The following is a 24,270-nucleotide window of genomic DNA, read 5'->3' as shown; positions in this document are numbered from 1 at the left end:
ATCACAGTCGCGGATATTATTCCACCCCTTACGATAGTACACAAGGAGTTCCTGATGTGGTATTCATTATTTTTTGGATAATTATCCTCTTATTTGCAATTCGGCTTGCGTGGGAGTTTCGCGACAAGATATTTAAGCGGAAGTAAGGGAACGTGACTTTACCCCTCGCATCGTTTGCTCAAAGACAGTACAAAAATCTGGCTGAAATGAAATTCAGCTATGGAACTATATCTTTTAGTCGTATCATTCTCAAACGAGAGACGATACTTGACAAGAAATTTCCTTTTCGACATGGTGTTAAAAGTAGTGTTGATTATTTTAAGACATCCAGCGTTTTCTCATAAAAGAACTTACTTGATGACTTTCTAAATTTGTTAAGCTCGAACGAGGCAATAAAATTCCTATCCTCGAAAGCAGAAAGTGGTATTAGGTAAAGGTTTTTTGGTTCGGAGGCTTCTCCATACAAACCAAGTGCTATATAAACATCTGTTTTCTTTTCATGATGGTAGTTCCTATAATTATCTAATTTATAGGATTCTATTTCGAAACGATTGTTAAGTAGTTTTGATCTAAATTTGCATTCAACAGCTAAGGTCTTTCTGAAATCGCGGTGATTAAATTCATAAATCAAATCAGGGTGCTTGTTTGATTCTGGTGACTTTCCTTTGTGATAGACGTCTGCATTCCATTGAAGTAGTTTGAAGTATTTAGGATCAAACTGATCATTAATGTAGCCTTCAAAATCGTTACCTTTTTTCTTGATTACTTCATTGTAGTTATCGCTCCCTTCCCGCATGCTGCCATTGTCAAACAACTTATCAGGACTTTTCTTATCGTCTGTTCTTGCAAAGCGCCTTTGTGCCGAATAGACATGTTGTTGACTAACAGTTTTTCCACGGGATGATGCGTTTTGTCGATTGTATATGATGTTTGTTTTCGTTTCTCTCTTGCGTTCCTTAAACTTTTCGTAGATAAGATACAATGCTAGTATACAGGCTATGACTATTAACACCCACATAAGGATAGAAAGCATTTTTCGAAGATTCCTCGAGGAGGCCATGCTTTCACTTGTGTCTGTTTCCGCGAAACTCACCATTTCCAGTTCTTCCACTTTATACTTAGGTCCCAACTCAAGTGTGTACTTAAGTTTTGCATCTGTTTGGAGATCGCTTTCACCCACAATTTGGTATGCATTATCCTTTACTTCCAATAAGAGATAGGATTTATACTGCTTAGCCTTTGAGCCGATAGTGACTTCCTTTGTGAATTCGCATTTAGTTATGCCTGATTGGTAGACCGTGTTAGTCAAATCGGTAATAATCTTTTGACTAAATGATTTTCCTGAATTTAATCTGTCGAACTTAATTTGGATACACTCGCTTTGAGAAAGTTCTTTTGTATAGAACAGTACACTTGGTGCATAAAGCCTTTTGAAAACCTCTTTATCCTTGGTGTTGTGTGCTTCTGACCATTGCTCTACGGTAAGCTTAATTAAATCTAAATCGATTTTTTGCTTTTGAGCGCCTACTTTAGTAGCAGATGATACAATGAGTAATATGCTGAAAAGTGTGTGGTGCATGCTTATTTAATTGACTTCCTTTGGTGGATTACGATTTGATTGTCTAAACACAAAAATGTTTTAACAGTATTAAAATTTACTAATGGCCAAACGATTTATCTACTTGTTACAGCAACAAAACACAGTACAATTACAGTCCACGGTATGCTTGTTGCAAATGAAGATGATGGGAGTCGTTTAGTAAGTTCCTCCAAAAAGAACCAAACACTACTCGTGCTTAAGAATTTAGCCATAGAAATATTAATTAACAATAATCTGTTAACAGACAGTATTGAAAAGCTTTGGCGACTCCCAGTGGGCTAAAGGACGAGAATCCTCCCTTCGTTTGGTCGAACACTAGGAGGTGGAGCAAGGAGTCGTTACTAAAGTAAAAGATTTTAAGCAAAAGACCAAGAGCTTGACAAAACCGGTTTTATCAATTCAAGGGATTGATCTTCACGGAGGATTTTTTGTATGTTGCAGTAACATAAAAAATGATGTCGGAAGACTGGACACGAGAAGAAGTTGAGATGCTGGTAACAGAATACTTCGAAATGTTAGCGAAGGAACAGGCTGGTATTGCCTATAATAAAGCAGAAACGCGTAGGAGAATACTTCCCATGCTGAAAAACAGAACTGACGGCTCTCTTGAATTTAAAAATAGAAATATCAGTGCCGTACTTGCTAGAATTGGCCAGCCTTATATTCGTGGCTACTTACCTGCCTATAATTATCAGAAAATACTGCTCGAAGATGTGGTGTTCTCGCACATACTACGAAAGCCAGAAGTAGAAAACATTTTCAAACTTTTTGCAGAAACTGCGCCTACACCTAAGTCCTTGATTTTCGAAAGCATGGTAGAAGAGATGCCAACGAAGGAAAGCGTATTGCAAGAACCAGAGCTAGTCTACAAGAGTCCGATCAAGGTAAATTATATTGAAATAGAACAAGCAAACCAAGCCATTGGCAAGACCGGGGAAAGTATTGCTTTGGAGTATGAGCGTTGGCGCTTAATCCAGCAAGGCAAAGAAAACCTAGCCGATAAAATTGAGTGGGTCTCTCAATCTCGAGGTGATGGATTAGGTTTTGATATTCTTTCGAAGAATACAAATGGTACTGATCGATACATAGAAGTAAAGGCTACTAAACTAACCAAGGAAGCTCCATTCTATTTTTCTGCGTTAGAGTATGATTTCTCTAAACGTAACAGTTCGAACTTTTTTCTTTATCGCGTATTTAACTTAAAGACTGAACCCAAATTATTTATCGCTAGTGGCAGGTATGATACCTTCTGTAATACAAGACCCACACAGTTTAAGGCCACCTTTTGACTAAAAGAGGCTGTCGCTTTTATTAAACTCCAAAGAAAACATCAATAATAATTTGAATTGTCTGGAGTAGTACAGCCAGACCTGCCAGAATTGCACTGATCCAAATTGCTTGAGTAGCTGTCTGCTGGGCTTTTCTTGCAGATTCTCTAGTTTCACGTAGTTCCACAAAATCATAATAACTCTGAAATCCTCCATGGGTTAGAATGGCTTTGTTATTGTCGTGCGGCTTCAGTTGATCAGGATCGTTATAGAATATGTTACTTGTTCGTAAAGAGTTTGAAATCTCGTGGTGATAAAATGTTTTATAAAACCAGATATGAAAATACTTTTCGTGATGAGTTTGCAAAAAAACATCCATTGTTTTTAGGTGATCAATTAGCTCATTATAACTAACGCCCTCGTCCAAATTTTTTACTCCAAATTCGAGAGATTGTATATAAATATTTTTGTCAATCATAATAAGTGTTTGTTAAGAGGCAATTGACTAAGTGTTTACATTTCTAACGCTGCGGATTCTTGAGCCCTCAAGTTGTTTTCTTAAACAAAGAATCGAACGAAGATGAATATTTATAGTTTACACATTTCGGCACCATTACAGAAACATTTTGTTGTCGAATGTTTTTTATTCACAAAACTCACTGTTGTCTGAATGACACCAATGATTTCCTTCTTGTTTAATTGCTCCCAGGTTCACTACCCTTTTAAAAGTCCTTTTATTCGTGTCGTTAAATGCATCCATTTTCACTGGCCGCAGGAACCAGTCACCAAATATCGAGTCACAATAATAACACCCAAATGATAGATAGCTGTCGTGTACTGTCTTGCTGTATCTCCTCTTTATCTGTCCTATTTTTATATCTTTCCCTTCGTCAGATTTCATTATCTCGTTAACTGCGGCAATAATTTTAGGGTTTTTATCTAAATCATCACTGTCCCACATTCCACCCATAATATACATGTCTTGATTACATATTGATTTTAGGTGTTGATCAACTGTATAGCAATGTTGAAGTTTTTTGCATTTCCAACATGATGTGTCAAATATTAAAATTTCAACTTCTTGTTTTGGTTGGAGTCTGTAGTTTTCACAAAATTTGATTTTTCTTTTAAGCAGCCGGCTTACAAAATCCTTTAGTGGTAGTGTCTGATTTGTGAAGTTAACAGAAATGTCGCCTTCGTTGTCCTTTTGTATTTTAAACGATGGAGTGTCGTTCACAGCTATCATTGATTCATCATAACGTCTTAGTTCTTTAGGCGGGGTTCTGAAAAACCAACAGCCTCTTACATTTGACTCTTTGTATCTCTGTTGTCGAAATTTAGTTTCTTCTAATGTTTGTTTGCTCCATTGAACCTCAAATGCTATACGCATCCCGTTCTTTATTGCTAATACGTCAGCACGCCAATCATTTTCTGAAAATTCAGGTATTGCTTTCCATTCATTTTCTTGACAAGCTCTTATTATTTCAATTTTTGATTTAAGATGTTCGGGTGATTCAGGTTTCCAATCACATGAATTGTCGGACTTGGCATGAACAAAATGTTTAAGTCCTTTAGTACTTGTTCTTAGAAAACCTGTCTGATTACAACACGGAAGATTCAACGAAGTATTGTCGTTTTTAATCTTACTCTTTAATTGCGTCCATTGGTCATCAGTCTGGTTAATGGAAATAATCTCTTGTCCGTTTAAAAATGCTCGTAGGGGCATTCTGTTACTCTTTTATTCAATTGTCCAAAAAAAGAATTGTCGCCAACTACTGGCTATATTCATTTTTTACATTTTCTTTTTAAAGCTGCACACAGCAAGCCCAGTAAGTAAATATAAAAAATTATTTATCACTACTATACTTTTGGCAGCTTTTATAATGAATTTTCTAATCTTATCGTCCCCTGCGGGAGACGATACTTGACATGGGAGGATCAATAAACTTTACTTCCCCAACACCAGCTTTACATACACCACCCGCGCCTGCTCCTCTACGGAGGCTGCGGATTTATCGATGAGTGCTGCGTGTTCATTCATCACAGCATAATAGAAATCAAAGATTTCGTTGGTGTTATCGTTGAGGTCTAGGCAGGTGAGGATGGCTTCATCCAGGTGGGGCTGGTAAAATTCATAGAAACTTCATAAATTATTTTCAACAAAAATTTAAATTCTTAATTGTGTAATAGCCACTTTTATTAGTTGTAGCTACTTTACTAGGTATTTTCCTACTCGCCCAAACTTAATTTTGTCCAAGAGTTCGTAATTATATGAGTACATAGTTGTATTTATTGGATCAATCATGTCTTGAACCTTCTGGAATTCAATTTGCGATTTACTATCAGCGCGAATTAGTGAGTCAATCTTACCGCTGACAAATCTAAACTTGTCATGTATTTGTAGCTCAAATTCTTGCCTTGAAGCATTGCCGAAATATCTATCTATCAATGATAGTCTTTTGTTAAGATTTAAATTCCAATTATAAAGCATCTCGTCATAATGGAGAAATCTCTTTTCAGTTTCCATTTTTGACTTTTTCCCAGTGTAAGCCCAAATCAATCTTCTTGTTAAATAGCTTCTAGAGTCCATAAGAGAACTAATCTCGTCAAATACTTTTTGAGCGCTCTCAATTTCTTCTCTCTTTGTCGTTTCTTCATGTTGGTGAGCCCATAGTCTATCCTGAATCGTCCAGCTAATAAATCCACCAATAACACCTGTTAAAACAAATCCAATTAGAAGAAGAATTAGGTCATTCCACTTACCAAATAATTTTTTATCATTTCTCTTATTCATTCTTCTTGTTTAATAGTAATGGAAGCTAACGTTTTAGCTATGGGCATTAGCGTCTCAAAGGGCGCTATTGCTTATAGGTTTAGAATTGGATTTTTTTTTGTTCCCAGTGGGCTGCAGAAAATCCTTCCTTCGTTTGGTCGAACGCTAGAAGGTGGGGCAAGGAATCATTACTAAAGTAGCATTTTCAATTATTCAAACAAAATGGCTTTCCAAATTTTTTCCGAAAGTGGTCAGCTTATTTCCCGGTAACTTCTTTACTTTTCCGCATCATGTTCGAAAGGACGATGCGCAGGCATTTGGTTTCAATAGGATTATAATCGTATCGTCACCTTACGGGAGACGATACTTGACAGGGGAGGATGAGTAGACTTTGCTTCACCCTCGCCCAAGCATCGTCTCCGAAGGGACGATGCTTTAGCAATACCTAAATTGGTTTTCTAATCGCATCGTTCTCTCACGAGAGGCGATACTTGAAAAAAGTAGTTTGTGTGGACTTGGCAAACTATTACCCAGAATGGCTTGTAGCTATTGTTGAAAGTCTTGCCACATTACATCAATTTTATTTTAAATCCGTGCCCTTTAAAAATATCAATCAGCATACTGAAGTACATATCCGTCTTTCTGTTAAGAATACTTGATAGCCTCTCATGATTCTTAATGGTCAGCATTGTCTCCGGTAATACTTCGAGGTCTACAAAACAATCGTCTAGTCCGTCAAGGTCTTGCCCAAAATATCCTTTATCCCCAAAGAATAATTGTCCAAGTAAACAATATAAATCAACTGATTCATTTATTTCACTCCCATCAATTGTTAAGTACTTATTTGGTATTCTTCCTTTCGGAAGTCCTGTAGTAACCAGACACGCAAGCAACCACTCTTTTCTCTCATCAATCGCTAAAGTTCTCCAATCAATCGATTCCCCCAATTTCCATTTGTTAATTATATCTTTACTGGTCAAAGTTCTCATTTGTTCCATTCTTCTGTTGCAACTTCATTGTCCAGGCAGTATTTTTTTTAACTCAATCCTAATTGAAAATGAATGGTCTTTAGTGCGCTAATTGCATGTCGTCCCCAATGTTTCTCAAAGCCAAATTTGAAATTCCAAACAGAATCTTCTTTACTCGCGGCTGTCCCGAGGTCGAAGATCAGTAGTCCATATTTTATGTCTTTATAAATATCACCGATGTCGTCAACCAAGTCACCACATACGGCCTCAGTGTCCTTGTCGTTCGTTGGGTCAAATACCTCCCAGTAATAACGATTCTCTCCAATCTTGTTCAAAATTGAGTTTAAGATTTTTTCGAATTCGTCTTTTGATAATTTCTCATCGAATTCTTCTTCGTGGTCCAAAGTTGTCCATGGGAGTGTAGTCGCTTTTTGATAAAGGTCTAAGAGAAAACCTTGAAGTTTCTTTAAGAATTCTTTGTTGGTCGTGTCCGTTGTCTCAATAAAATGACAATAGCCTCTAGCTGTTAGTAAGAAGTCCTTGGTTTCTTTTAATTCTATTACTTTATCAATTGAAATATCCATTATCCAAAAAATATGGCCACCAACAACTGGCTATATTCATTTTATATATTCTCTTTTCTAAAGCTGAACATAGCAAGCCCTATGGGTAAATATAGAAAATAATTTATTTCCTCTGCGCTCTTGGTAATTTGAGCGATAGATTTCAACAGTTTTCTAATCGTATCGTCCCCTGCGGGAGACGATACTGGACAGGGGAGGATGAACACACTTTACTTCGCCCTCACCCAAGCATCGTCTCCGAAGGGACGATGCTTAAGCAATACCAGAAAAATAGGTTTTCTAATCGTATCGTTCCCTGCGGGAGACGATACTCGACAGGGGAGGATCAATAAACTTTACTTCCCCAACACCAGCTTCACATACACCACCCGCGCCTGTTCTACTACAGAGGCTGCGGATTTATCGATGAGTGCTGCGTGTTCATTCATGACAGCATAGTAGAAATCAAAGATTTCGTTGCTGTTATCGTTGAGGCCGAGGCAGGTGAGGATGGCTTCATCCAGGTGGGGTTGGTACCAGGAGTCGTCCAGGCCGAGGTCCTGTAAGGTGTTGAAGAATTTTCGGCTTTTGAGTTCTTCGCCAATTAAGAACAGAACGTGGTTTTCGGTCACCGCCATGCCTTGTGAACCGGAAGTATTTTGGAGTATCATATTAGTAGCGTCTATTACCTGTTGTGATAGACGAAAGTACTTCAATAAAATATTTGATGTGTTGGTTTATAAACCCACAGAATTTCAACTATCAAATTGTAACTTACTCCGTTGTGTTTGGATCAAACACCTTATTATTTATTCCTCAGTTTCAATTTTTGTTGTATGCCCAAGTATACAGCGCCACTCATTATTTTCTTGGCGGTACACAAAAGTCGAGCGGCAATAATTTTCGTAAGGCACTCCCTCATAAATAAATTTATCGAGTACCCTGAAGGTAATAACGGCACTCTTATCCAATACCCGCACGTCTACACTATCCATTTCCTGAGAAATCCAGCGGGATGAATCGTTACCCAGAGAAGCATTATTGCCCAGGTATTTTTCGCGGCTTAGCAATTCTCCATAGATATTGATGTAGTAAAAGTCCTTACTCAGGATGGCGCCTAAGGTGGTAGTGTCTGAGTTCACCACGGCCGCAGAACGTTTTTTAGCCAGAGCAATAATATCGGATTTTATTTGTTCCTGGTTTTTTTTCTCTGGTGCGCAGGCCCCTGCCCACAGAAACACCAACAGGAGTATGATATATTTTTCGGTATGCCTGGTTTTCAGGATTACTTTTCTGTTGCTTATTGTGTCTGTTGTGTTCATGGCTTTTTGTTTTTTCGTCCAGGCATCGTCTCCGAAGGGACGAAACAGTATAAATATCTGAATAAATTTTCTAATCGTATCGTCCCCTCATGGGAGACAATACTTGACAGGGGATTATAGATGCGGTCGCTCGTCCAAGCATCGTCTCCGAAGGGACGATGCTTGATCAATACCTGTATAGACTTTCTATTCGTATCGTCCCCTGCGGGAGACGATACTTGACAAGGGATTATAGATGCACTCGCCCGCCCAAGCATCGTCTCCGAAGGGACGATGCTGGATCAATATCTCAATAGACTCGCTATTCGTATCGTCCCCTGCGAGAAGCGTACTTGACAGGGGTATGGATGTCTCCAAATAATTTTTGAACTTGTCATCTTATCATAATGTGGTTTGAGTAAATAGCTTCGCATTAAAAAGAACACTCATTCAATGTCAGTTAAGCTAACACAAACCGAGACCGATCTAACCTACTTCTGCTCATTTACATGCCTTGATTGGATTTCACTGTTTGAAATAACCGATACGTATGATGAAATCTACAAATGGTTTAATCTTCTAACAAGGAATAATCATCAGATTCTTGGTTTCGTTATTATGCCAAATCATCTTCATCTTTTAATACACATTACACATTCTGATAAATCTATTAATACTATCCTTGCTAATGGCAAACGATTTCTTGCTTATGAAATAGTTAAGCGTTTAAGGGAACAGAAAAATGACAGTATCTTAAAGAAATTAAATGCAAGCGTTACCGTGAATGAGCAGGTACGGCAAAAGAAGCATAGAGTATTTCAGCCATCCTCAGACATTAAAGCATGCTACTTCGAAAAATTCCTTACGGAAAAATTGGATTACATCCATTATAATCCTGTAAGGGGTAAATGGAAACTCGTTGATGACTTTGCTCAATATCCTCATTCGAGTGCTTCATTTTATTACTGCAACAGAGTGCATCCTTACATTACAATTACACATTATAAGGATGCCGGGACACAGTAGAATTTCATATCGTCCCCTCACGGAAGACGATACTTGACATGGGGTTATAAATGCACACGCTCGTCCAAGCATCGCCTCCGAAGGGACGATGCGAAAGTAATATTTATCAGTAGTTTTTTTAATCGTATCGTCCCCTGCGGGAGACAATACTTGACAGGGGATTATAGATGCGGTCGCTCGTCCAAGCATCGTCTCCGAAGGGACTATGCTTGATCAATACCTGTATAGACTCTCTATTCGTATCGTCCCCTAACGGGATACGATACTTGGCATGGGATTATTGATGCGTACGCCCGTCCAAGCATCGTCTCCGAAGGGACGATGCTTGATCAATACCTGTATAGACTCTATACTCGTATCGTCCCCTAACGGGAGACGATACTTGGCATGGGATTATTGATGCGTACGCCCGCCCAGGCATCGTCTCCGAAGGGACGATGCTTATCGATATCTTCCTTGGTTTTCTAAATTATATCATACCCTAAAGGGATACGATACTCAACAAAGTTGGATGCTGGTTTTACAAATTAAAAAGTAATCCGGTTAAGGCATTATTTCATTTGTACATTTTCTTCATGTGAAGAAAAGAATTCAAAATCATTTTCTTTAAAACATTTTTATCGACATCCTCTAACTTTTGTATGTAGATACAACTTTTGCCAACCTTGTGTTTTCCAAAATCTTTGAGTAGTGCTTCCTTTGCTTCAAAATTTGTCGCCAGGTATAAAGAAATGGCACTGGCACGCGATGAAAACGCAACAAGTGGTGCATCACCCTCATGTCCACTTTCATATTTGTAATGATAACTGCCAAAACCAACAATGGCAGTACCCCACATTTTAGGTTTCAGGCCTGTTTCTTTCGAAATGATGGAAATGATTTCGATGCAATCTTTCTTTCGCTTTTCATTTGATATAGCATCCACATATTCGTCAACACTATAATCTGTTTCTGTCGTTTTATTTTTCGCCATGCGTTTGAAGTTTTGCTTAACTATTATTTTTAGATTTTTTCATTCCACTTTTTGCTCCGTAAAATGATCCTGCCATTTTTGACCCAAACGAAAGAATAAATACCCAACTGTGTTGCAGCCAATTTACTTCATAGGGCAATAGCATCAAAAGGTCAAAGAAGATATACACGAGGGGGAGACCAAAAGCTATTTGCCGGAATTTTTGGTTGTTCTTAGCAGTCAGGTATCGTGCAATAACAAAAAAAACAGGCACCCCGAAAATAATGGATATAAAAGGAGCGGATGTTTTTGCATGGGCTTCATATACAGATTGCGCCTGGCCAGGATTAAAAAGCAAGGAGTAAATAAAAACTTCCAAAAAAGAGAGTGCAATTAAGAGTATGTGGGTCAATAGCGCCCATCCTGTAATTTTCAACCAAAATATAATTTCCTTTTTCATATTAAATGAATAAATATTGTTTCGATAAAATTAGCCATGGTCCGAAGCAATAAATTGTAAAAATGTTTCCCTCTCTAAAGGAATAAAATTGGGGGTGCTTTTTATTTGAGCATATTGTTGACAGAGTCTTTTGAATTTCAAGGGAGTTATTCCAGATCGAACTTTAAAATCATTTATAAAATGTGATTGATCGTAATAAGGATGAAGTAAAGAAAGGGTTTCTTCACTGTTATTTGCAATGGTAGCCAGGGTATTGTTAAATCGTATAATACCCTGTATATTCTTTACAGAACCTCCAAAAAAGGTTTGCGAGTCCCTACTCAGCGTTTTGCGGGTAGTTCCTAAAATGCTGCAAATTTCATTCACCGAGTGTTTTTTAATTGCATTGTTTAACCATAAAACTTTATCGAGGTTGGGAAAATTATTTCCGGCAATCAAGCTTGTAAAATATTTCTCTATTAACAGAAATCCGGAACGGATATCAGCGCATTCCAGAAGTTGTTCTCTGAGGTAAACTATTTCTCGTGAACTCCAATGCTCCCATCCTACGGCCAGCTCATTTGTTTCAAAGGCGGGGAGTTTGGCAATAAAAGGTAACATGCCAGCTTTTAATCCAATCACAAACATTTTTGTTGAACCCTGACTTTCAATCATCATTGGGATTTCCTGCTTACCATTTATCCAGATAGTATCTGTATTTAGTTTTCTGTCGGATGACTTTCCATACACCCGGGATACCTCAAAATTAGTTCCCAGGTTAATGATGATCGTTTGATACATGCGCTGGAAAGAGATACCAGTGCCAATACCATTTAAGTAGACGATGCTATCGACAAAATTTTTGAGGACGCCTTCAGGGTAGTAGATTTGAAATCTAGTGTTAAGCATTTCCTCCCCTTGCTCTTTTCTACCAGTACGGTTGGATTGTACTTTCATCTACAATAGAATTATAGTATTCAAATCTATTCTAAAATTTGAATCTATCGCAGTCCCAATGAGGTGCTTTTTATTACTCAATGAGGCTAAGGTCTCATTTTAGCTCCAAATTTGACACTTGTTCATCATCTCTCTATTTTTTGGTGGAAAGGGAGCATGTAAGGTTTCTGGTATCGTCCCCTTCGGGAGACGATACTTGACATGGGATTATAAATGCACACGCTCGCCCTAGCATCGTCTCCGAAGGGACGATGCTTGATCAATACCTGTATTGACTCTTTATTCGTATCGTCCCCTGCGGGAGACGATACTTGGCATGAGATTATAGGTGCACGCGCTCGTCCAAGAATCGTCTCCGAAGGGACGATGCTTAATCGATATCCTTCAATAGATTCTAAGTGTATCTTCGCCTGGCGGAAGACGATACTTGACATGCATATTAAATTTGTAAAAATTATCCTTATAACGTAATATTGCGTTATGGGAATAACCAAATCGGAACTGTTCAAAAAGCGCCAAAATAAGATGGCTACCTTGGCCAAGGCGTTTGATCATCCGGCCAGGGTAGCTATTCTGGAACATTTACTGGCGCACCAAACCTGTATCTGCAATGATTTAGTTGATGTACTCCCCCTTTCTCAATCTACGATCACCCAACACTTAAAAGAATTAAAAAACATCGGCATCATTAAAGGAGAAGTAGAAGGCCCCAAGGTAAACTACTGCATTGACGAAAAAGTATGGGAAGAAGCGAAAGACATTTTCATCAATATGTTTACGCGCTATGTAAAGGAGAATAATTGCTGTTAATATTTTTTTGCTTACTCATAACGTAATATTACGATAATACATTATAGAAAAATTCAAAGACCAACCTTATGTCAACAACCAACACCGCAACATTGCTACCTTCACTCACACCAACGGTAGAAAAGCTTATTCGAGAGTTTGATTCAATTCCTGCCGAGCGTAAAGCCTTACTGCAACAGCTGGTTCAATTTGTTGAGAAAAAAATAGAGGCAGGTCTGCCTGTTCACTTAAATTTTATATGCACGCATAATTCGCGCAGAAGTCATTTATCACAATTATGGGCACAGGCAGCAGCGCACTATTATCATGTACCCCATGTATTTTGCTACTCGGGTGGCACAGAAGCCACTGCTTTTAACCCGCGTGCAGTAAAGGCCATGCAGGATGCAGGCTTCGCTATTACCATGAAGCAAGGCGGTGAAAACCCAAGGTATGAAGTGCGTTTTGCTGAAGATGCAGCACCTGTTATTGCTTTTTCTAAAAAGTACGATGATCCTTTCAATCACAACCAGGACTTCGCAGCCATTATGACTTGCTCCCATGCCGATGAAAATTGTCCTTTGGTATTAGGCGCCTCGGGCAGGGTGGCCCTAACGTATAACGACCCTAAGGAATTCGATGACACACCATTAGAAGCTGCCAAGTATGCTGAGCGGGTGCATGAAATTGGAAGAGAACTATTATTTGCTTTTTCACAGGTTAACGCATAACACATTAGGAAATGAGTAATCAAAAGCAACTCGGATTTTTAGACCGTTATCTTACCCTTTGGATTTTCCTGGCGATGCTGCTCGGTGTGGCACTCGGCAATTTTTTACCGGTAGAAGAACTGATGCAACCCTTTCAATACGGAACCACCAATGTATTAATTGCAGCAGGTTTAATTATCATGATGTTTCCGCCCTTGGCGAGGGTACGTTATGAGCACTTGGGCAAGGTATTTAAAAATGTAAAAGTCATCAGCCTTTCGCTGTTCCTCAATTGGATTATCGGACCGGTGCTGATGTTTCTTTTGTCTATCCTTTTTTTAAGTGATAAGCCTGAGTACATGATCGGACTGATCTTGATCGGACTGGCACGGTGTATTGCCATGGTGCTCGTCTGGAACGACCTGGCCAAAGGCGATAAGGAATATGCAGCCGGACTGGTGGCACTCAATAGTATTTTTCAGGTTTTGTTTTACAGTGTGTTCGCCTGGTTGTTCATTACTGTGCTGCCACCTTACTTCGGTATGGAAGGCACCGTGGTTGATGTAAGCATGATGGATGTGGCGGAAAGTGTGTTTCTATATCTTGGTATTCCCTTCATTGCGGGATTTTTGGTTCGTTACTTTTTCAAGAAAACAAAGGGTGAAGCATGGTATGTACAACACGTAATACCTGCAATAAGTCCGCTTACCTTGATTGCCTTGTTATTTACGATCGTGATCATGTTCAGTTTTAAGGGTAAGATGATCATCGATATTCCATTGGATGTAGTGCGCATAGCCATACCCTTGGTCATTTATTTCATGATCATGTTTGTACTCAGCTTTGTGCTGTCGAAAAAATTAGGCGCCAATTATGAAGAGAATGCTTCTATCTCGTTTACGGCAACCGGCAACAATTTTGAACTGGCCATAGCCGTAGCGGTGGGCGTATTTGGCATTAGTTCGGGGCAGGCTTTTGCAGGGGTGATTGGCCCACTCATTGAAGTGCCTGCATTGATTTTACTTGTCAACCTTGCTTTTTGGTTTAAGAAGAAAATGTACACTCCACAGTAAGTGTATTGTAAAAATGTTTTTGTAACACAATACAATCAAATCGACTCGCCAAAAGTAAGCAGGTTGTGGTCCGGATCGAGCAATGAAAATTCTTTTTGCCCCCAGGCCTTGCGTTGCAGATGTCCTGCCGGATGTATGCTTACTTTTTTATCGAGCAAGGCTTGATACAAGCCATCGATATTCTGCGTGCGGATGTATACCTGACCATAATTTTCTTTCGGGTCGAGTGCTTTAAATTCAAAAAAATGAATTTGTAGATTGTCCTTCTCTACCATAAGATAGCCATCATAGTCCTTGTCGCCAAACACCGTAAAACCGAGTTGTTTGACGTAGTAGTTTTTAGTAGTGCTTTTGTCGCGCATGGGCAACTTGGGGTGTATGGCTGTTAGCATATTTTTCAAAAGAGTTACTGCTTGTTTTTAATGCACTTCACTGCTTGGGTTGTAAAGTACATTTTGATTTACTAATGTATTTTAAAAATTTCAAACAGAAGTAAGTATTATTTTTTAACCTGTAAAATGCTTACCTCACTATTGTTTTATGGTGTTTTTAATTAATAGCGTATAGGCAACCAGTACAATCCAACCTACAAGTGCAAACACTACGATTCTAAAACCAAACAGGCCTACTAAATTATAACCATTTAAAGCAGAAATAACGCCAACAGTAATGATGGCAAAGCCAGAGTATCCAATCCATGTAAGCGCTTGGATTTGTTTGATGATTAACGCAGACCAAATGAAGATGGATAAAGCAAGCCCGCTCATCAGAACATAGTCCATGGCGATGTTGATATTACTACCATACTTTAAAATTGTTTTAATAATGGCAGGATCAATGTCTTCGTTTGTAATGCTGCTCAGGAATAGGGGCAAAGTAAGGCCATTAATGGTGCCCGCAATCATTGCAGCAAATAACGCAAAACAGGAAATGCAGAAAGCCAGCAACGAAACTTTACTTTTACTTGATAAAGCGTGAGAGAGTCCCCAGAAACCGAAAAGTGTAAAGGGCATACTCATAAGCGCCAAGCCGTGCGACACCATAATTATATATTTCATTTTTAAAAGGTGCTCTACATTGCCTCCGACAGGATGCAAGAGCATGGTTACGACCATTAAGAAAGCACCGATAGCCAGGCTGATGCCTGCCAGGTTCTTAAATTCTTTTTCCATTTTTTAATGGGTTTGTATCTCTTACAAAAATGGTGCTTTTGGTAGTTACAAACACTTGATTGAAATCAAGAAATGGATCAGGACTGTGCCCTCACCCGACTTAATGTTTCAGGAGTAATTTTGAGATAGGATGCTATGTATTTCAATGGAAAGGCCTGCAGTAATTGTGGTTTATACTGCATCACATGCTGATATTTTTCTAATGGCGTCAGGTTTTTATCAATGTAGCTTAATCGAAATGAGGCTACATGCAGTATTTTACCGAGTTGAAAGAAGACAGGTGATGTTGCGATCAGTGTATGCAGGGCGTGTACACTTAACACCAACACTTCGCAGTCGACATAGGCTTTAATGGTTTCATTCGCTGGTTTTTGAAAAGTAAAACTTGCCTGATGTACCATGCAATCATTCTCTGTATAGAGTTCAATAATACTTTCCTCTGTTTCATTTACACTATATTGGTAGCAGGCTCCCTTTATTAGAAATGACACGGAATCACAAATTTGACCTCTTTCGAGTAAGGACTCTTGCTTTTTTATAGTCTTTTGCTGGCAATGCTCAAATATCAGATCTCTTTCATGAGATGAAAAGGTACCAATATTTTCAAGAGATTTAGTCAAGGCTTGTTTTGAGTCGACTGTTTGATTATTGGCTGTAGGTGGCATTTGCAGATACGATTGGAATGGCGCGTATTACTAAGACGCATTATTGCCTTTGTTAGTTACGCTCGCCTTTTTGATGTTGTGTGTAAGACATGTGTGCTTGGTGCACCAACAAGGAGCTGGCTTTTCATCTTGATAATATTTTATGCTTAAATGTGCTATTCATTTGGCAGAACTTGTCGCTGATCGCTTTTGCTTTGCAATAGGCCACACCAACAATAACTTCGTAGTTAAATTCTAACCGCAACACCAGCATTGACATGAAGTGCTTGTAAGTATTCTCCATTGATATGGAAGCTACTGCCAGCGTGTTTACCTGAGTTGTAGTCAGCCTGTATGAGCAGGGACCAGTGTTTTGTAAAATGATGTCTTAAGGCCATGCCGGCAGCAAAATTAGTAAAGCTCAGGCGTGCAACAGATTGTTTAGCGTCAACAATAATTGGATCATTTGGATCCGTGATGAAGTATCGGATTTCTTCTGTTACCCAGAACAGACCGGATGCGATTTTTAAATCCAGGCAGGTACGCTCAGTCATAGGTATGGAATACATGGGGCCTATCAAAATGGCACCATAGCCAATCTTACTGTCCTGCTCAAAACGATGTGAGGCTCCCATCCATTTCAGTGCGATGCCAAAATTATTTTTGAAAGAATAGCCTGCATTGATGAGATTAAGATTAACTCCGACACGTCCTTCAGAATCGTTACTGTTAAGCAACAGGGAGGTGCCAAGACTTATACCAATATAAGCACGCTTTTCCTGTTCTTGCCCTTGAAGTGTTAGAACAGTCCAGCAGCTAATGAGTAGACAAAGGGAGAATTTCATGTAAGTAAAAATAAGATAAATATTTTTAGAATCTAATGCTGAGGCGTGCAAGGTTTGTGTGGTGCACAGGCAAGCTGAAGACTGTTAGCCACTCATTCATTTTTGCTGAAATCACACATTACAATTGACGATACTATGATGACAGCGTTCTCCTCTTTATCTAAGCTATCCAAGTTATTTTTTTAAACTTACATACTTAAAATTCGCTTACAGAACTGCGTCCAGGTTTCGTTGCTCGGATGGGCATAGAGTACTGGATTTTTACCATAGTAAGTAACATTCTCTAAACCAACAGCATCAGCCCTTTGTTTTAATTCTCTCGCATGAAAAGCATGATGTGAAGATATTTCCGGTGCTGAATAGGGGTGTACTACATCTCTCAGTGTGTTATCAATCCAAATGGCCGGGTCATCAGCGGTTAGCAGTGCTAACATATCTACTTCTGCTCTGTAGGCATCAATGGCAGCTGATTCATATTCGGCATTTGATGCAACACCATATATTTTTGAAATATTACCAGTTTCATTGGCAAGTATTTCGGCCCAGGTGAGGTTATAGTCAATGAAGACATCGTTTACCCATCTGTCTTCGATGTTATAACTTGCTTGTGGTTCTCTGGCAACTACACCTTTTACTCTGGTTGATTCTCTTAATACAGGATCACTGCTTTGGTTATCTGCCATGTCGTTGTTAAAGGCTATCCATAAAGAAGTGCCGCCACCAGCAGAATTACCGGCAAGAATAATTTTATTTTTATCGATGTTAAAATCATTGGCGTTATGTCTGATGTATTGTAAAGCTCTTTTAACATCTGACATTGGTTTTTTTATCCCATCCCTTTCTCCTGTTGGGCTTAAAAGCGTATAGCGTATGGTTGCGAAAGCAATATTGTTTTGTAGCAGAAACCTGATGTCTGCAGGGAAGTCCCAAGCTCCACCCTGTTGGGTAGCATAGACAAAATCCTTGTCTCCACTGGAGAAGCCACCCCCATGCGTGTATATTACCAAGCCTGTTGGGGTACTTGAATCGGGTAACCAAATGTCGAACTGGGTTCTTTGTTTGCTGTCATAGGCAATATTGCTCGAAAATTTAGCAGCTATTCCATTTAATGGGAATGGAGATTCAGAAAATACTAAATCAGATGTTTTATCTATCGAATCTTCTTTATCGCAGGCCGTGCTAATAAGAAAAAGTACAGAAAGTAAAATCAAGCGAATTTTCATCTTAATTCAGGTTTGGTCTTTAAATTTAACAATATAATCCTCCAAGAGTTTTGGAAGATCTGATTGAGGGAACTCCTGATAAGTCTTTTTTATCTTGAAACATTAATTTACCAGCTCAATTGGCTACAACGCCTTATTCTTATTGATATTGCGCATGAGTCTTGGATGCACCATGCATATGCAAGCAGAAGGCTTTACAACTCAATATTAATTTAATAGCATAATCATGTTACCTGTATTCTTTGCCCTTGTTAGTATTGCGCTTAAGGTTTGTGTGCGGGATCCACCAACAAGCTGACAATTTTAAACCTCGATGATATTATAACTTAACTGTACTATTCATTTGGTAGAACTTGTTGGTGAGCTTTCCTGCTTTGCAACGCACAACACAAACAAGGGCAGAGTTTAGCTAGATTTAACCTTTTATTGTTGCTCAATATAGTTTTTGAGTTCCAGGTTCATTTTCCTAAATCCTTCTGGTGCCGTTTTCATCATTGGAAGCTGTCTGAATATTTGTGATAAGATCCCTCTGTATTCTTCTCTATTTGTAAGCAGCGTTTTTCCATTGCCAAGTTTTTTCAGTTCAAAAAAATGCTCCCCATCAAAAATTCTAGGAAGTCCGGTTTTTGCAATCCAAGCAAATTGTTCCATCTCTTGCCAGTGAGATATATCAGGTTTAAACTCGTATGGTTCTGCGCCTGCTGCTGAAAGTTTCAGATGAAGTCTTCCGCCTGGTTGAACGGTTCCACCTAAAAATGTTAATTGTGTGTTCCATTTTTTATAATTCTCAAAATCAATTACAGCCGCCCAAACTTTGTCATTTGATGCATTGATTTCAATGTCATCACGAATTTCAAAACTTGTTCTACTTAGCACAATTACTAAAACTATTAAAACTAAAATAATCCACATAAGCCCTTTTATTTTTTTGGTAACTTTGTTAGTTGTCTTCGTTAACTGAGCCTTTATAGTCTCACTGTTCAAGATTCCCTATGTAGATTGATTGGCTTTTTGTTACTTTCTATTTCACCGTGATCAACCCTATCGGCAGACTTCTTTGATAACGAAGATAAAAGTTTATTTGGATAAGGTTTCACACCATTACAGAAACATTTTATCCGCAATTCCTTTATTCTATCCAAAAATTTCCGATGGAATATGTTTTTGCTTGCCCGCTAATAATAACGCGGTCTCCTCTGTCTTCGCAATACAATTTTCCCATGCGTTCTGATAATTGTTGTGCATAAAGTTCTTTTTTGTTAAGTCTTTTTGCCCAGAATGGAATTAAAGAACAGTGCGCAGAACCAGTTACAGGGTCTTCAATGATGGATGCCTGTGGCGTAAAAAATCTTGAAACAAAATCACAGTGATCCCCCATTGCTGTTACAATTACGCCTCCAGGGTCAAGGTTTATCTGGTCAAAAAACTGTCGGTCAATTTTTATATTTCTGATGGCTGTTTCATTTTCAAACACCAAAAAATAGTCTCGCGCTTTTAAAACTTCTCGTGGTTGAATATTTAAAGATTTTGAAATGGCAAGTGGTAAATTGGTGGCAACGGGCATTCTTGCCGGGAAGTCCATTTTAAACAAGCCATCTTCAGCTTTAACAATTAAATCTCCGCTCATTGTTTCAAAGATAAATTCATCCTTTTTATAGCCCAGTATTGTCTTTAGGCAGTGTGCAGTGGCAAGCGTGGCATGTCCGCATAAATCCATTTCAATCTCAGGTGTAAACCAACGCAAATGAATTTTCTCTCCTTTGTCCACAAAAAAGGCTGTTTCTGCAACCGCGTTCTCTTTTGCTATTTTCAACAAGATGTCGTCTGATAACCAGTTGTCAAGTGGCACCACACAAGCTGGATTCCCACCAAAAATTTTATCTGTAAATGCATCAATTTGATAAAGATTTAATTTCATGGTAATGGCTTCTAAACTTTAGACTATCGTTAGTCTATTGATTCTTTGAGCTTTTGATAATTTCATTTTAAAAAATATACTTCAATCTTTCAAAGAATATGCTTGTAGGGCATATCCTATTCGGCTCCTAATAAGTCGGCAATGACATTCTCAACTCTGTTAAGTTGCGCAAGCAGTAATAAGGTAGGTATTATCGTAATAACCAGAAAAAAAATAGTCAAATCCTTTAGTCTCTCCCAATCACCTTCACTTATAAACCGAGCTGCCAACAGTATGGGGAATGAATAAGTCATAAAAAAAATCAACGAATAAAACCAGCCTAATCTAAACTTTACATCAATCATGGTTTTTCCCTCGTCAGCAGATACTTTTCCATGAATGAAAATGTCAAAAAAGTTGCCATCAAAAAACCTAAAGGGAAGAATGGATGGATTAGTCTGAATAATTTTAAAAGTACCCTCACCACTATCTATTTTCCCTACCCATGGCTTATGGGTGTCCACAGTTAGGTTGCCTACCATCGGATTTGTAGGGGGATCAACTCTCTCCACATCTATTCGAACACGTGTGAATACGTCTTGATAACTATTCTTGCTTTCGTAAGTTCTCTTGCGAACTGTCATATGTTGGCCTGTGTTCTTATTGGTATTGTCTATCAGATTTGTGTGCTTCATGTACCAGCAAGCTAATGGTTTTGCAGCAAGCTGATGTTACGTAGTTAATTGTACTTTCATTTGATAAAACTTGTTGATTACTTTGCCCACGTAACAGCGCATTAGCCTTTAGTCGTTTCCAGGCTTAGCACCCGGTAGTCTGCTTTTAATCCATTTTATTTGCCCATTGTGATTGGATTCATGTTCGCAAACATGAAACCATTTACAATAATTGTTTGTCGGCATATTTTGAAATCCTGCAGGATCTATTTTTGATAGCCATGCATCGTCTCTTTTTTTAAACTCATTGGCTGTTATTAAACGAGTCTCATTTAATATGTTTAAATAATAATCGAGGCTATTTCCTTTAATGTACTTCCTGCCTTTTTCTCCTAAGCGCATGGCCGCATCCCAATTTATTTTTCCATCACCTTTAAAATCAATATCCCATTCAAAAGTCTTTATCTGATATTGTCTTTCAGTTGCAGCTAAATGAAGTAACATGGCACCAATGGTATTTGCATTGGGGTCATGTAAATAGTCCAACTCCTCCTTTTTCATGTTTTCAACGCCTAGCATAATTACATTTCTCATCCATGTCATCATGGACAATAGTGTCCCAGCTTGTGGTGAGTATCCTTCCTTAGGTCCGATAAGATGAATACCTTCCGTTACAGCAGCTGTTTGAGAAAACCCGAACGCAGGCATAATGCCTAATCCGGTAATTCCTGTTGCAAGAGAAGCGCTTGTTTTGATAAAGTTTCTTCGATCGACTTTTGATTTCATGGGTTCAAACTTTTGAAGTGAGTATTTTCTTACAGCGTACACTAGGAATCACAGATCACGCACGCTCTTGTTGGTGTTGCGTGTAAGGTTTGTGTGCTTGACGAACCAAAAAGGAAATTACTTTTTACCTTGATAATATTTTATACTTAAATGTACTATTCATTTGCCAGAACTTGTTGATGAGTTTTTCCGCTTTACAACGCGCAACACCAACAAGGCTCCATGAGTAAATATAGTATATTTTCTTTTTTGTAAATAGCTTTCATCCTTTGCTATTTCAACTTCATGCGCATAATCTTCACATCATCCAATGCTGCTTCATTGGTAATAATGCCCTTGTCGTAATGGTTTAAATGGCTGTTGGCTATGAAATAAAAATAATCACCGACCATGGCACCAGTAGTGGGTACGTTGAAGGAGGCATGCTCCGACAACAATACCGCTGCCTTGCTGATGGCGGTACGCTCAGCATTTACATAGTAGCGATTGATACAGGCAGGAAAGGTTACATTTTGTATGCCGATGAGGGAATTGTCTTCGTAATACAAACCGTCAATGCCTACAATATAGTATTCGCCAAAAGGCAAAGGCGTAATACTTTTAGTCACTACATCCACCAAATTAAAACCATTGCCTGCACTAACAACCAAGGTGTTGCTATTCGGTAATGCAGTAATACCATTGGCATAATACAACTGATCTGATTTTACCAAAAGTTCTGGCTTCTCTTTAGCAGGGTCTATGGTAAACACAGCCCTGAATTCTGAATCGGTTAAATAGACTTGTCCGTTTAGGATAACTAAATCATTAAATAAATGTATTTCATCTTTCACCTGGTAGGTAAATTGTTTGATGAGTTTACCTGTTTTCAAATTGTACTGATGTACGGATGATTTTCCTCCTTTAATGGATTCACCTTCGTTGTTGCAGACCCACAACTCTTGCCTGGCCACATCGATGCGCAAACCCACTACCTGCCCCATGTCATCCTGGCGTGTGCGCACAAAGTCGCTTACTTCACCTTTTGCCGTAATCTTTACAATTTTATTTTTATGAATGCTGCCAACATAAAAACTACCATCCACGGGATTGTAGGCAAGGCCTTCTGGTATAAAATCTTTTTCTGGAATGGTAAAGGCGAGTTCGGGTGCTTGTGCTACTGCAAATAGGGGGAGGGTTAAGAGTAAAATGATCAGTCTCATACAGGTTTGGTTTTATTAACCTGATTAACGGAACGATGCGATAAAAGTTGATTTAAATAATGTGCTTTCTATTGCCCCTGCCTTGATGTGGCCTATGCACAAATAAAGAGAAAACAATACGTAGGCGCCTGACTTGTTTCTGTTTACACAACCAGATGCCAGACGCCTGCATGTAATTGCCAGGATAATTTCTAGAAGAGATTCATTGTATCCGTAACAAGTTTAAGATTTTTAAAGGTACCCCTGTCGAAGTCAATTCTATTGGCTTTAACCGCTATCGGAAATGGCGTAACACTGTCGGACACCATTTTTAATTTTTGTGTAGTGTTTATAGTAAAATCGAGTTTGCCATCAGCGGCAGTGTTCAACTTAGCAATAAGATCAACATCAAGATTAAAATCAGTTTCTATTTCTACCGTCAGATTTTTAGCAAAAACGGCACCCGTGATAATCAGAATGTTGTTGCGATTGGCATTTTTTAACAAAACAGGATTGGGATGTTTGAAATCTGCCGTGGCCAGGTAATTGGTAATCTCACCGACAGGGATCACTTTTGTTACAGCATTATCATAACTTATCGTTACTTTTTTACCAGACTTAATTTTTGCCGATATGTCAAAGGCTCCGAGTCCGATTGATTTTAAAATCTCTTCTAAGAGAGAAATACCAATATTAAATCCGTACTCATCATTTTTTGTTGTACTTACACTCAGTGCAGGATCTTCCACAATGTTCAATGGAACCGGACTTGAAAAGGCATGACTTATATCAGAATAATATAAGTCAGCTTCATTGAAGGCTTGCTTTAGCCAAAGCTGAAGGGGTTTATGATTGCGCACAGGGCCTCCAATCATATCATAACCTGCTTCTCTTAAATACTTGGTGAGTTTCATTTCTTTTTGTTTTGAATCTCCTACTCATATGGCTTTTCGGTTTCGCCTCGTTTTTAATATGGTTCCTGAACTCCATCATTTTATGTCACGCTATCTTGTAGCACTGTTATTCGAATCACATGGTAAATATATATAGTGTCTGTGATAAAAATTCCTGGCGCTTTATTACAACGTTAAAGAAGTGTCTACCTGCTTTGTGGTAGTGAAGCGAAACACAAATTGTTTTTTGAAATGCTTTGACATAGTTATTTCAATTCCGAACACCTTAATTTTAAGGTATAAAATTTTATATTTTTTTTCGTGCACTTGTACTTTTTGCAAACATCCTAGGTATTACTACTCATTTTTTTAGTCAACTGATCTTTAAATAGTACAGCGATCTCCATCTTTTATCGTGCATCAATGTAATGTTGCTGCATAAAACGTAAAGTATTTTCTAACGAAAGAAAGCAGCACGCATACGTGTGCAAGGCCATATTTGATTTAACAGTCGAAGCACGGATAGTACCGACTAA

At 38.6% G+C, this 24,270-nt stretch carries 27 protein-coding genes; 5 read left to right on the top strand and 22 right to left on the bottom strand.

Translation table 11 applies throughout. The features are described from left to right. Positions 1-313: 313 nt before the first annotated feature. Positions 314-1,579 (bottom strand): hypothetical protein, encoded by a 1,266-nt coding sequence (locus ACO1XM_RS20955; RefSeq protein ID WP_486232719.1) that lies wholly within the window; start codon positions 1,577-1,579, stop codon positions 314-316. Positions 1,580-2,052: 473 nt separating this feature from the next. Here ACO1XM_RS20955 and ACO1XM_RS20950 point away from each other — a divergent pair, with 473 nt between their 5' ends. Next, on the top strand, positions 2,053-2,889 hold the full coding sequence (locus ACO1XM_RS20950; protein WP_486232717.1) for a protein NO VEIN domain-containing protein: 837 nt from the start codon (positions 2,053-2,055) through the stop codon (positions 2,887-2,889). Between the two features lie 22 nt (positions 2,890-2,911). Here the strand turns inward: ACO1XM_RS20950 and ACO1XM_RS20945 are convergent, their stop codons facing one another. From ACO1XM_RS20945 to ACO1XM_RS20915, 7 genes are all read right to left on the bottom strand, one after another. Next, on the bottom strand, positions 2,912-3,346 hold the full coding sequence (locus ACO1XM_RS20945) for a hypothetical protein (protein WP_486232715.1): 435 nt from the start codon (positions 3,344-3,346) through the stop codon (positions 2,912-2,914). Positions 3,347-3,511: 165 nt separating this feature from the next. Beyond that, complete coding sequence (locus ACO1XM_RS20940; RefSeq protein WP_486232713.1) at positions 3,512-4,594, bottom strand: competence protein CoiA; 1,083 nt, start codon at positions 4,592-4,594, stop codon at positions 3,512-3,514. A 483-nt stretch (positions 4,595-5,077) separates the two neighbouring features. Then, positions 5,078-5,662, bottom strand: coding sequence for a hypothetical protein (locus tag ACO1XM_RS20935; protein ID WP_486232711.1), 585 nt, complete (start codon positions 5,660-5,662; stop codon positions 5,078-5,080). A 548-nt stretch (positions 5,663-6,210) separates the two neighbouring features. Continuing rightward, positions 6,211-6,588, bottom strand: coding sequence for a barstar family protein (locus tag ACO1XM_RS20930; RefSeq protein WP_486232709.1), 378 nt, complete (start codon positions 6,586-6,588; stop codon positions 6,211-6,213). A gap of 89 nt (positions 6,589-6,677) precedes the next feature. Further along, positions 6,678-7,193, bottom strand: coding sequence for a DUF5063 domain-containing protein (locus tag ACO1XM_RS20925; protein WP_486232707.1), 516 nt, complete (start codon positions 7,191-7,193; stop codon positions 6,678-6,680). A gap of 335 nt (positions 7,194-7,528) precedes the next feature. Beyond that, a complete protein-coding gene (locus tag ACO1XM_RS20920; protein WP_486232705.1) occupies positions 7,529-7,810 on the bottom strand; it encodes a hypothetical protein in 282 nt (93 codons plus the stop codon). Between the two features lie 171 nt (positions 7,811-7,981). Beyond that, complete coding sequence (locus tag ACO1XM_RS20915; RefSeq protein ID WP_486232703.1) at positions 7,982-8,494, bottom strand: nuclear transport factor 2 family protein; 513 nt, start codon at positions 8,492-8,494, stop codon at positions 7,982-7,984. Positions 8,495-8,926: 432 nt separating this feature from the next. Between ACO1XM_RS20915 and ACO1XM_RS20910 the strand changes: the two genes are divergently transcribed. After that, positions 8,927-9,499 carry a transposase gene (locus tag ACO1XM_RS20910; protein WP_486232701.1) on the top strand — a complete coding sequence of 191 codons (573 nt, stop codon included), beginning with the start codon at positions 8,927-8,929 and terminating at the stop codon, positions 9,497-9,499. Between the two features lie 556 nt (positions 9,500-10,055). On the opposite strand, the gene ACO1XM_RS20905 is transcribed toward ACO1XM_RS20910, so the two are convergent. From ACO1XM_RS20905 to ACO1XM_RS20895, 3 genes are read right to left on the bottom strand one after another with little or no spacing between them, the layout of a single operon-like run. After that, positions 10,056-10,472, bottom strand: a complete 417-nt coding sequence (locus ACO1XM_RS20905; protein ID WP_486232699.1) for a DUF1801 domain-containing protein — start codon at positions 10,470-10,472, stop codon at positions 10,056-10,058. A gap of 16 nt (positions 10,473-10,488) precedes the next feature. Further along, positions 10,489-10,911 carry a hypothetical protein gene (locus ACO1XM_RS20900; RefSeq protein WP_486232697.1) on the bottom strand — a complete coding sequence of 141 codons (423 nt, stop codon included), beginning with the start codon at positions 10,909-10,911 and terminating at the stop codon, positions 10,489-10,491. Positions 10,912-10,941: 30 nt separating this feature from the next. Continuing rightward, positions 10,942-11,847, bottom strand: coding sequence for a helix-turn-helix domain-containing protein (locus ACO1XM_RS20895; RefSeq protein ID WP_486232695.1), 906 nt, complete (start codon positions 11,845-11,847; stop codon positions 10,942-10,944). A 480-nt stretch (positions 11,848-12,327) separates the two neighbouring features. Between ACO1XM_RS20895 and ACO1XM_RS20890 the strand changes: the two genes are divergently transcribed. The 3 genes from ACO1XM_RS20890 to arsB all read left to right on the top strand — a co-directional run bounded on the left by ACO1XM_RS20890 (position 12,328) and on the right by arsB (position 14,419). Next, on the top strand, positions 12,328-12,657 hold the full coding sequence (locus ACO1XM_RS20890) for an ArsR/SmtB family transcription factor (protein ID WP_486232693.1): 330 nt from the start codon (positions 12,328-12,330) through the stop codon (positions 12,655-12,657). A 68-nt stretch (positions 12,658-12,725) separates the two neighbouring features. After that, on the top strand, positions 12,726-13,367 hold the full coding sequence (locus tag ACO1XM_RS20885) for a low molecular weight phosphatase family protein (protein ID WP_486232691.1): 642 nt from the start codon (positions 12,726-12,728) through the stop codon (positions 13,365-13,367). Positions 13,368-13,378: 11 nt separating this feature from the next. Further along, positions 13,379-14,419 carry an ACR3 family arsenite efflux transporter gene (arsB, locus tag ACO1XM_RS20880; protein WP_486232689.1) on the top strand — a complete coding sequence of 347 codons (1,041 nt, stop codon included), beginning with the start codon at positions 13,379-13,381 and terminating at the stop codon, positions 14,417-14,419. A 35-nt stretch (positions 14,420-14,454) separates the two neighbouring features. Here the strand turns inward: arsB and ACO1XM_RS20875 are convergent, their stop codons facing one another. The 11 genes from ACO1XM_RS20875 to ACO1XM_RS20825 form a co-directional block, all read right to left on the bottom strand. After that, positions 14,455-14,811, bottom strand: a complete 357-nt coding sequence (locus ACO1XM_RS20875; protein WP_486232687.1) for a bleomycin resistance protein — start codon at positions 14,809-14,811, stop codon at positions 14,455-14,457. 138 nt (positions 14,812-14,949) lie between these two features. Beyond that, the gene (locus ACO1XM_RS20870; RefSeq protein WP_486232685.1) at positions 14,950-15,591 is read right to left on the bottom strand and encodes a hypothetical protein; all 642 of its coding nucleotides are present in this window, start codon (positions 15,589-15,591) and stop codon (positions 14,950-14,952) included. A 77-nt stretch (positions 15,592-15,668) separates the two neighbouring features. Next, a complete protein-coding gene (locus ACO1XM_RS20865; RefSeq protein ID WP_486232683.1) occupies positions 15,669-16,256 on the bottom strand; it encodes a Crp/Fnr family transcriptional regulator in 588 nt (195 codons plus the stop codon). Positions 16,257-16,483: 227 nt separating this feature from the next. After that, positions 16,484-17,080: a hypothetical protein gene (locus ACO1XM_RS20860; RefSeq protein WP_486232681.1), complete on the bottom strand. Its 597-nt coding sequence runs from the start codon at positions 17,078-17,080 to the stop codon at positions 16,484-16,486. 188 nt (positions 17,081-17,268) lie between these two features. Continuing rightward, positions 17,269-18,303, bottom strand: coding sequence for an alpha/beta hydrolase (locus ACO1XM_RS20855; RefSeq protein ID WP_486232679.1), 1,035 nt, complete (start codon positions 18,301-18,303; stop codon positions 17,269-17,271). A 423-nt stretch (positions 18,304-18,726) separates the two neighbouring features. Beyond that, entirely contained in the window at positions 18,727-19,287 is a 561-nt protein-coding gene (locus ACO1XM_RS20850; RefSeq protein WP_486232677.1) for an SRPBCC family protein, read from the bottom strand. 145 nt (positions 19,288-19,432) lie between these two features. Continuing rightward, positions 19,433-20,221 carry a PhzF family phenazine biosynthesis protein gene (locus ACO1XM_RS20845; protein WP_486232675.1) on the bottom strand — a complete coding sequence of 263 codons (789 nt, stop codon included), beginning with the start codon at positions 20,219-20,221 and terminating at the stop codon, positions 19,433-19,435. 116 nt (positions 20,222-20,337) lie between these two features. After that, the gene (locus ACO1XM_RS20840; RefSeq protein WP_486232673.1) at positions 20,338-20,895 is read right to left on the bottom strand and encodes a hypothetical protein; all 558 of its coding nucleotides are present in this window, start codon (positions 20,893-20,895) and stop codon (positions 20,338-20,340) included. A 108-nt stretch (positions 20,896-21,003) separates the two neighbouring features. Next, positions 21,004-21,660: a DinB family protein gene (locus tag ACO1XM_RS20835; protein ID WP_486232671.1), complete on the bottom strand. Its 657-nt coding sequence runs from the start codon at positions 21,658-21,660 to the stop codon at positions 21,004-21,006. Positions 21,661-21,932: 272 nt separating this feature from the next. Continuing rightward, a complete protein-coding gene (locus ACO1XM_RS20830; RefSeq protein WP_486232669.1) occupies positions 21,933-22,862 on the bottom strand; it encodes an SMP-30/gluconolactonase/LRE family protein in 930 nt (309 codons plus the stop codon). Between the two features lie 191 nt (positions 22,863-23,053). After that, on the bottom strand, positions 23,054-23,755 hold the full coding sequence (locus ACO1XM_RS20825; protein ID WP_486232667.1) for a gasdermin: 702 nt from the start codon (positions 23,753-23,755) through the stop codon (positions 23,054-23,056). Between the last annotated feature and the right edge of the window lie 515 nt (positions 23,756-24,270).

The organism is Chryseotalea sp. (assembly GCF_057350905.1).
The sequence above is the reverse complement of the archived record's forward strand: the minus strand, read 5'-3'. Positions and strand labels throughout refer to the sequence as shown.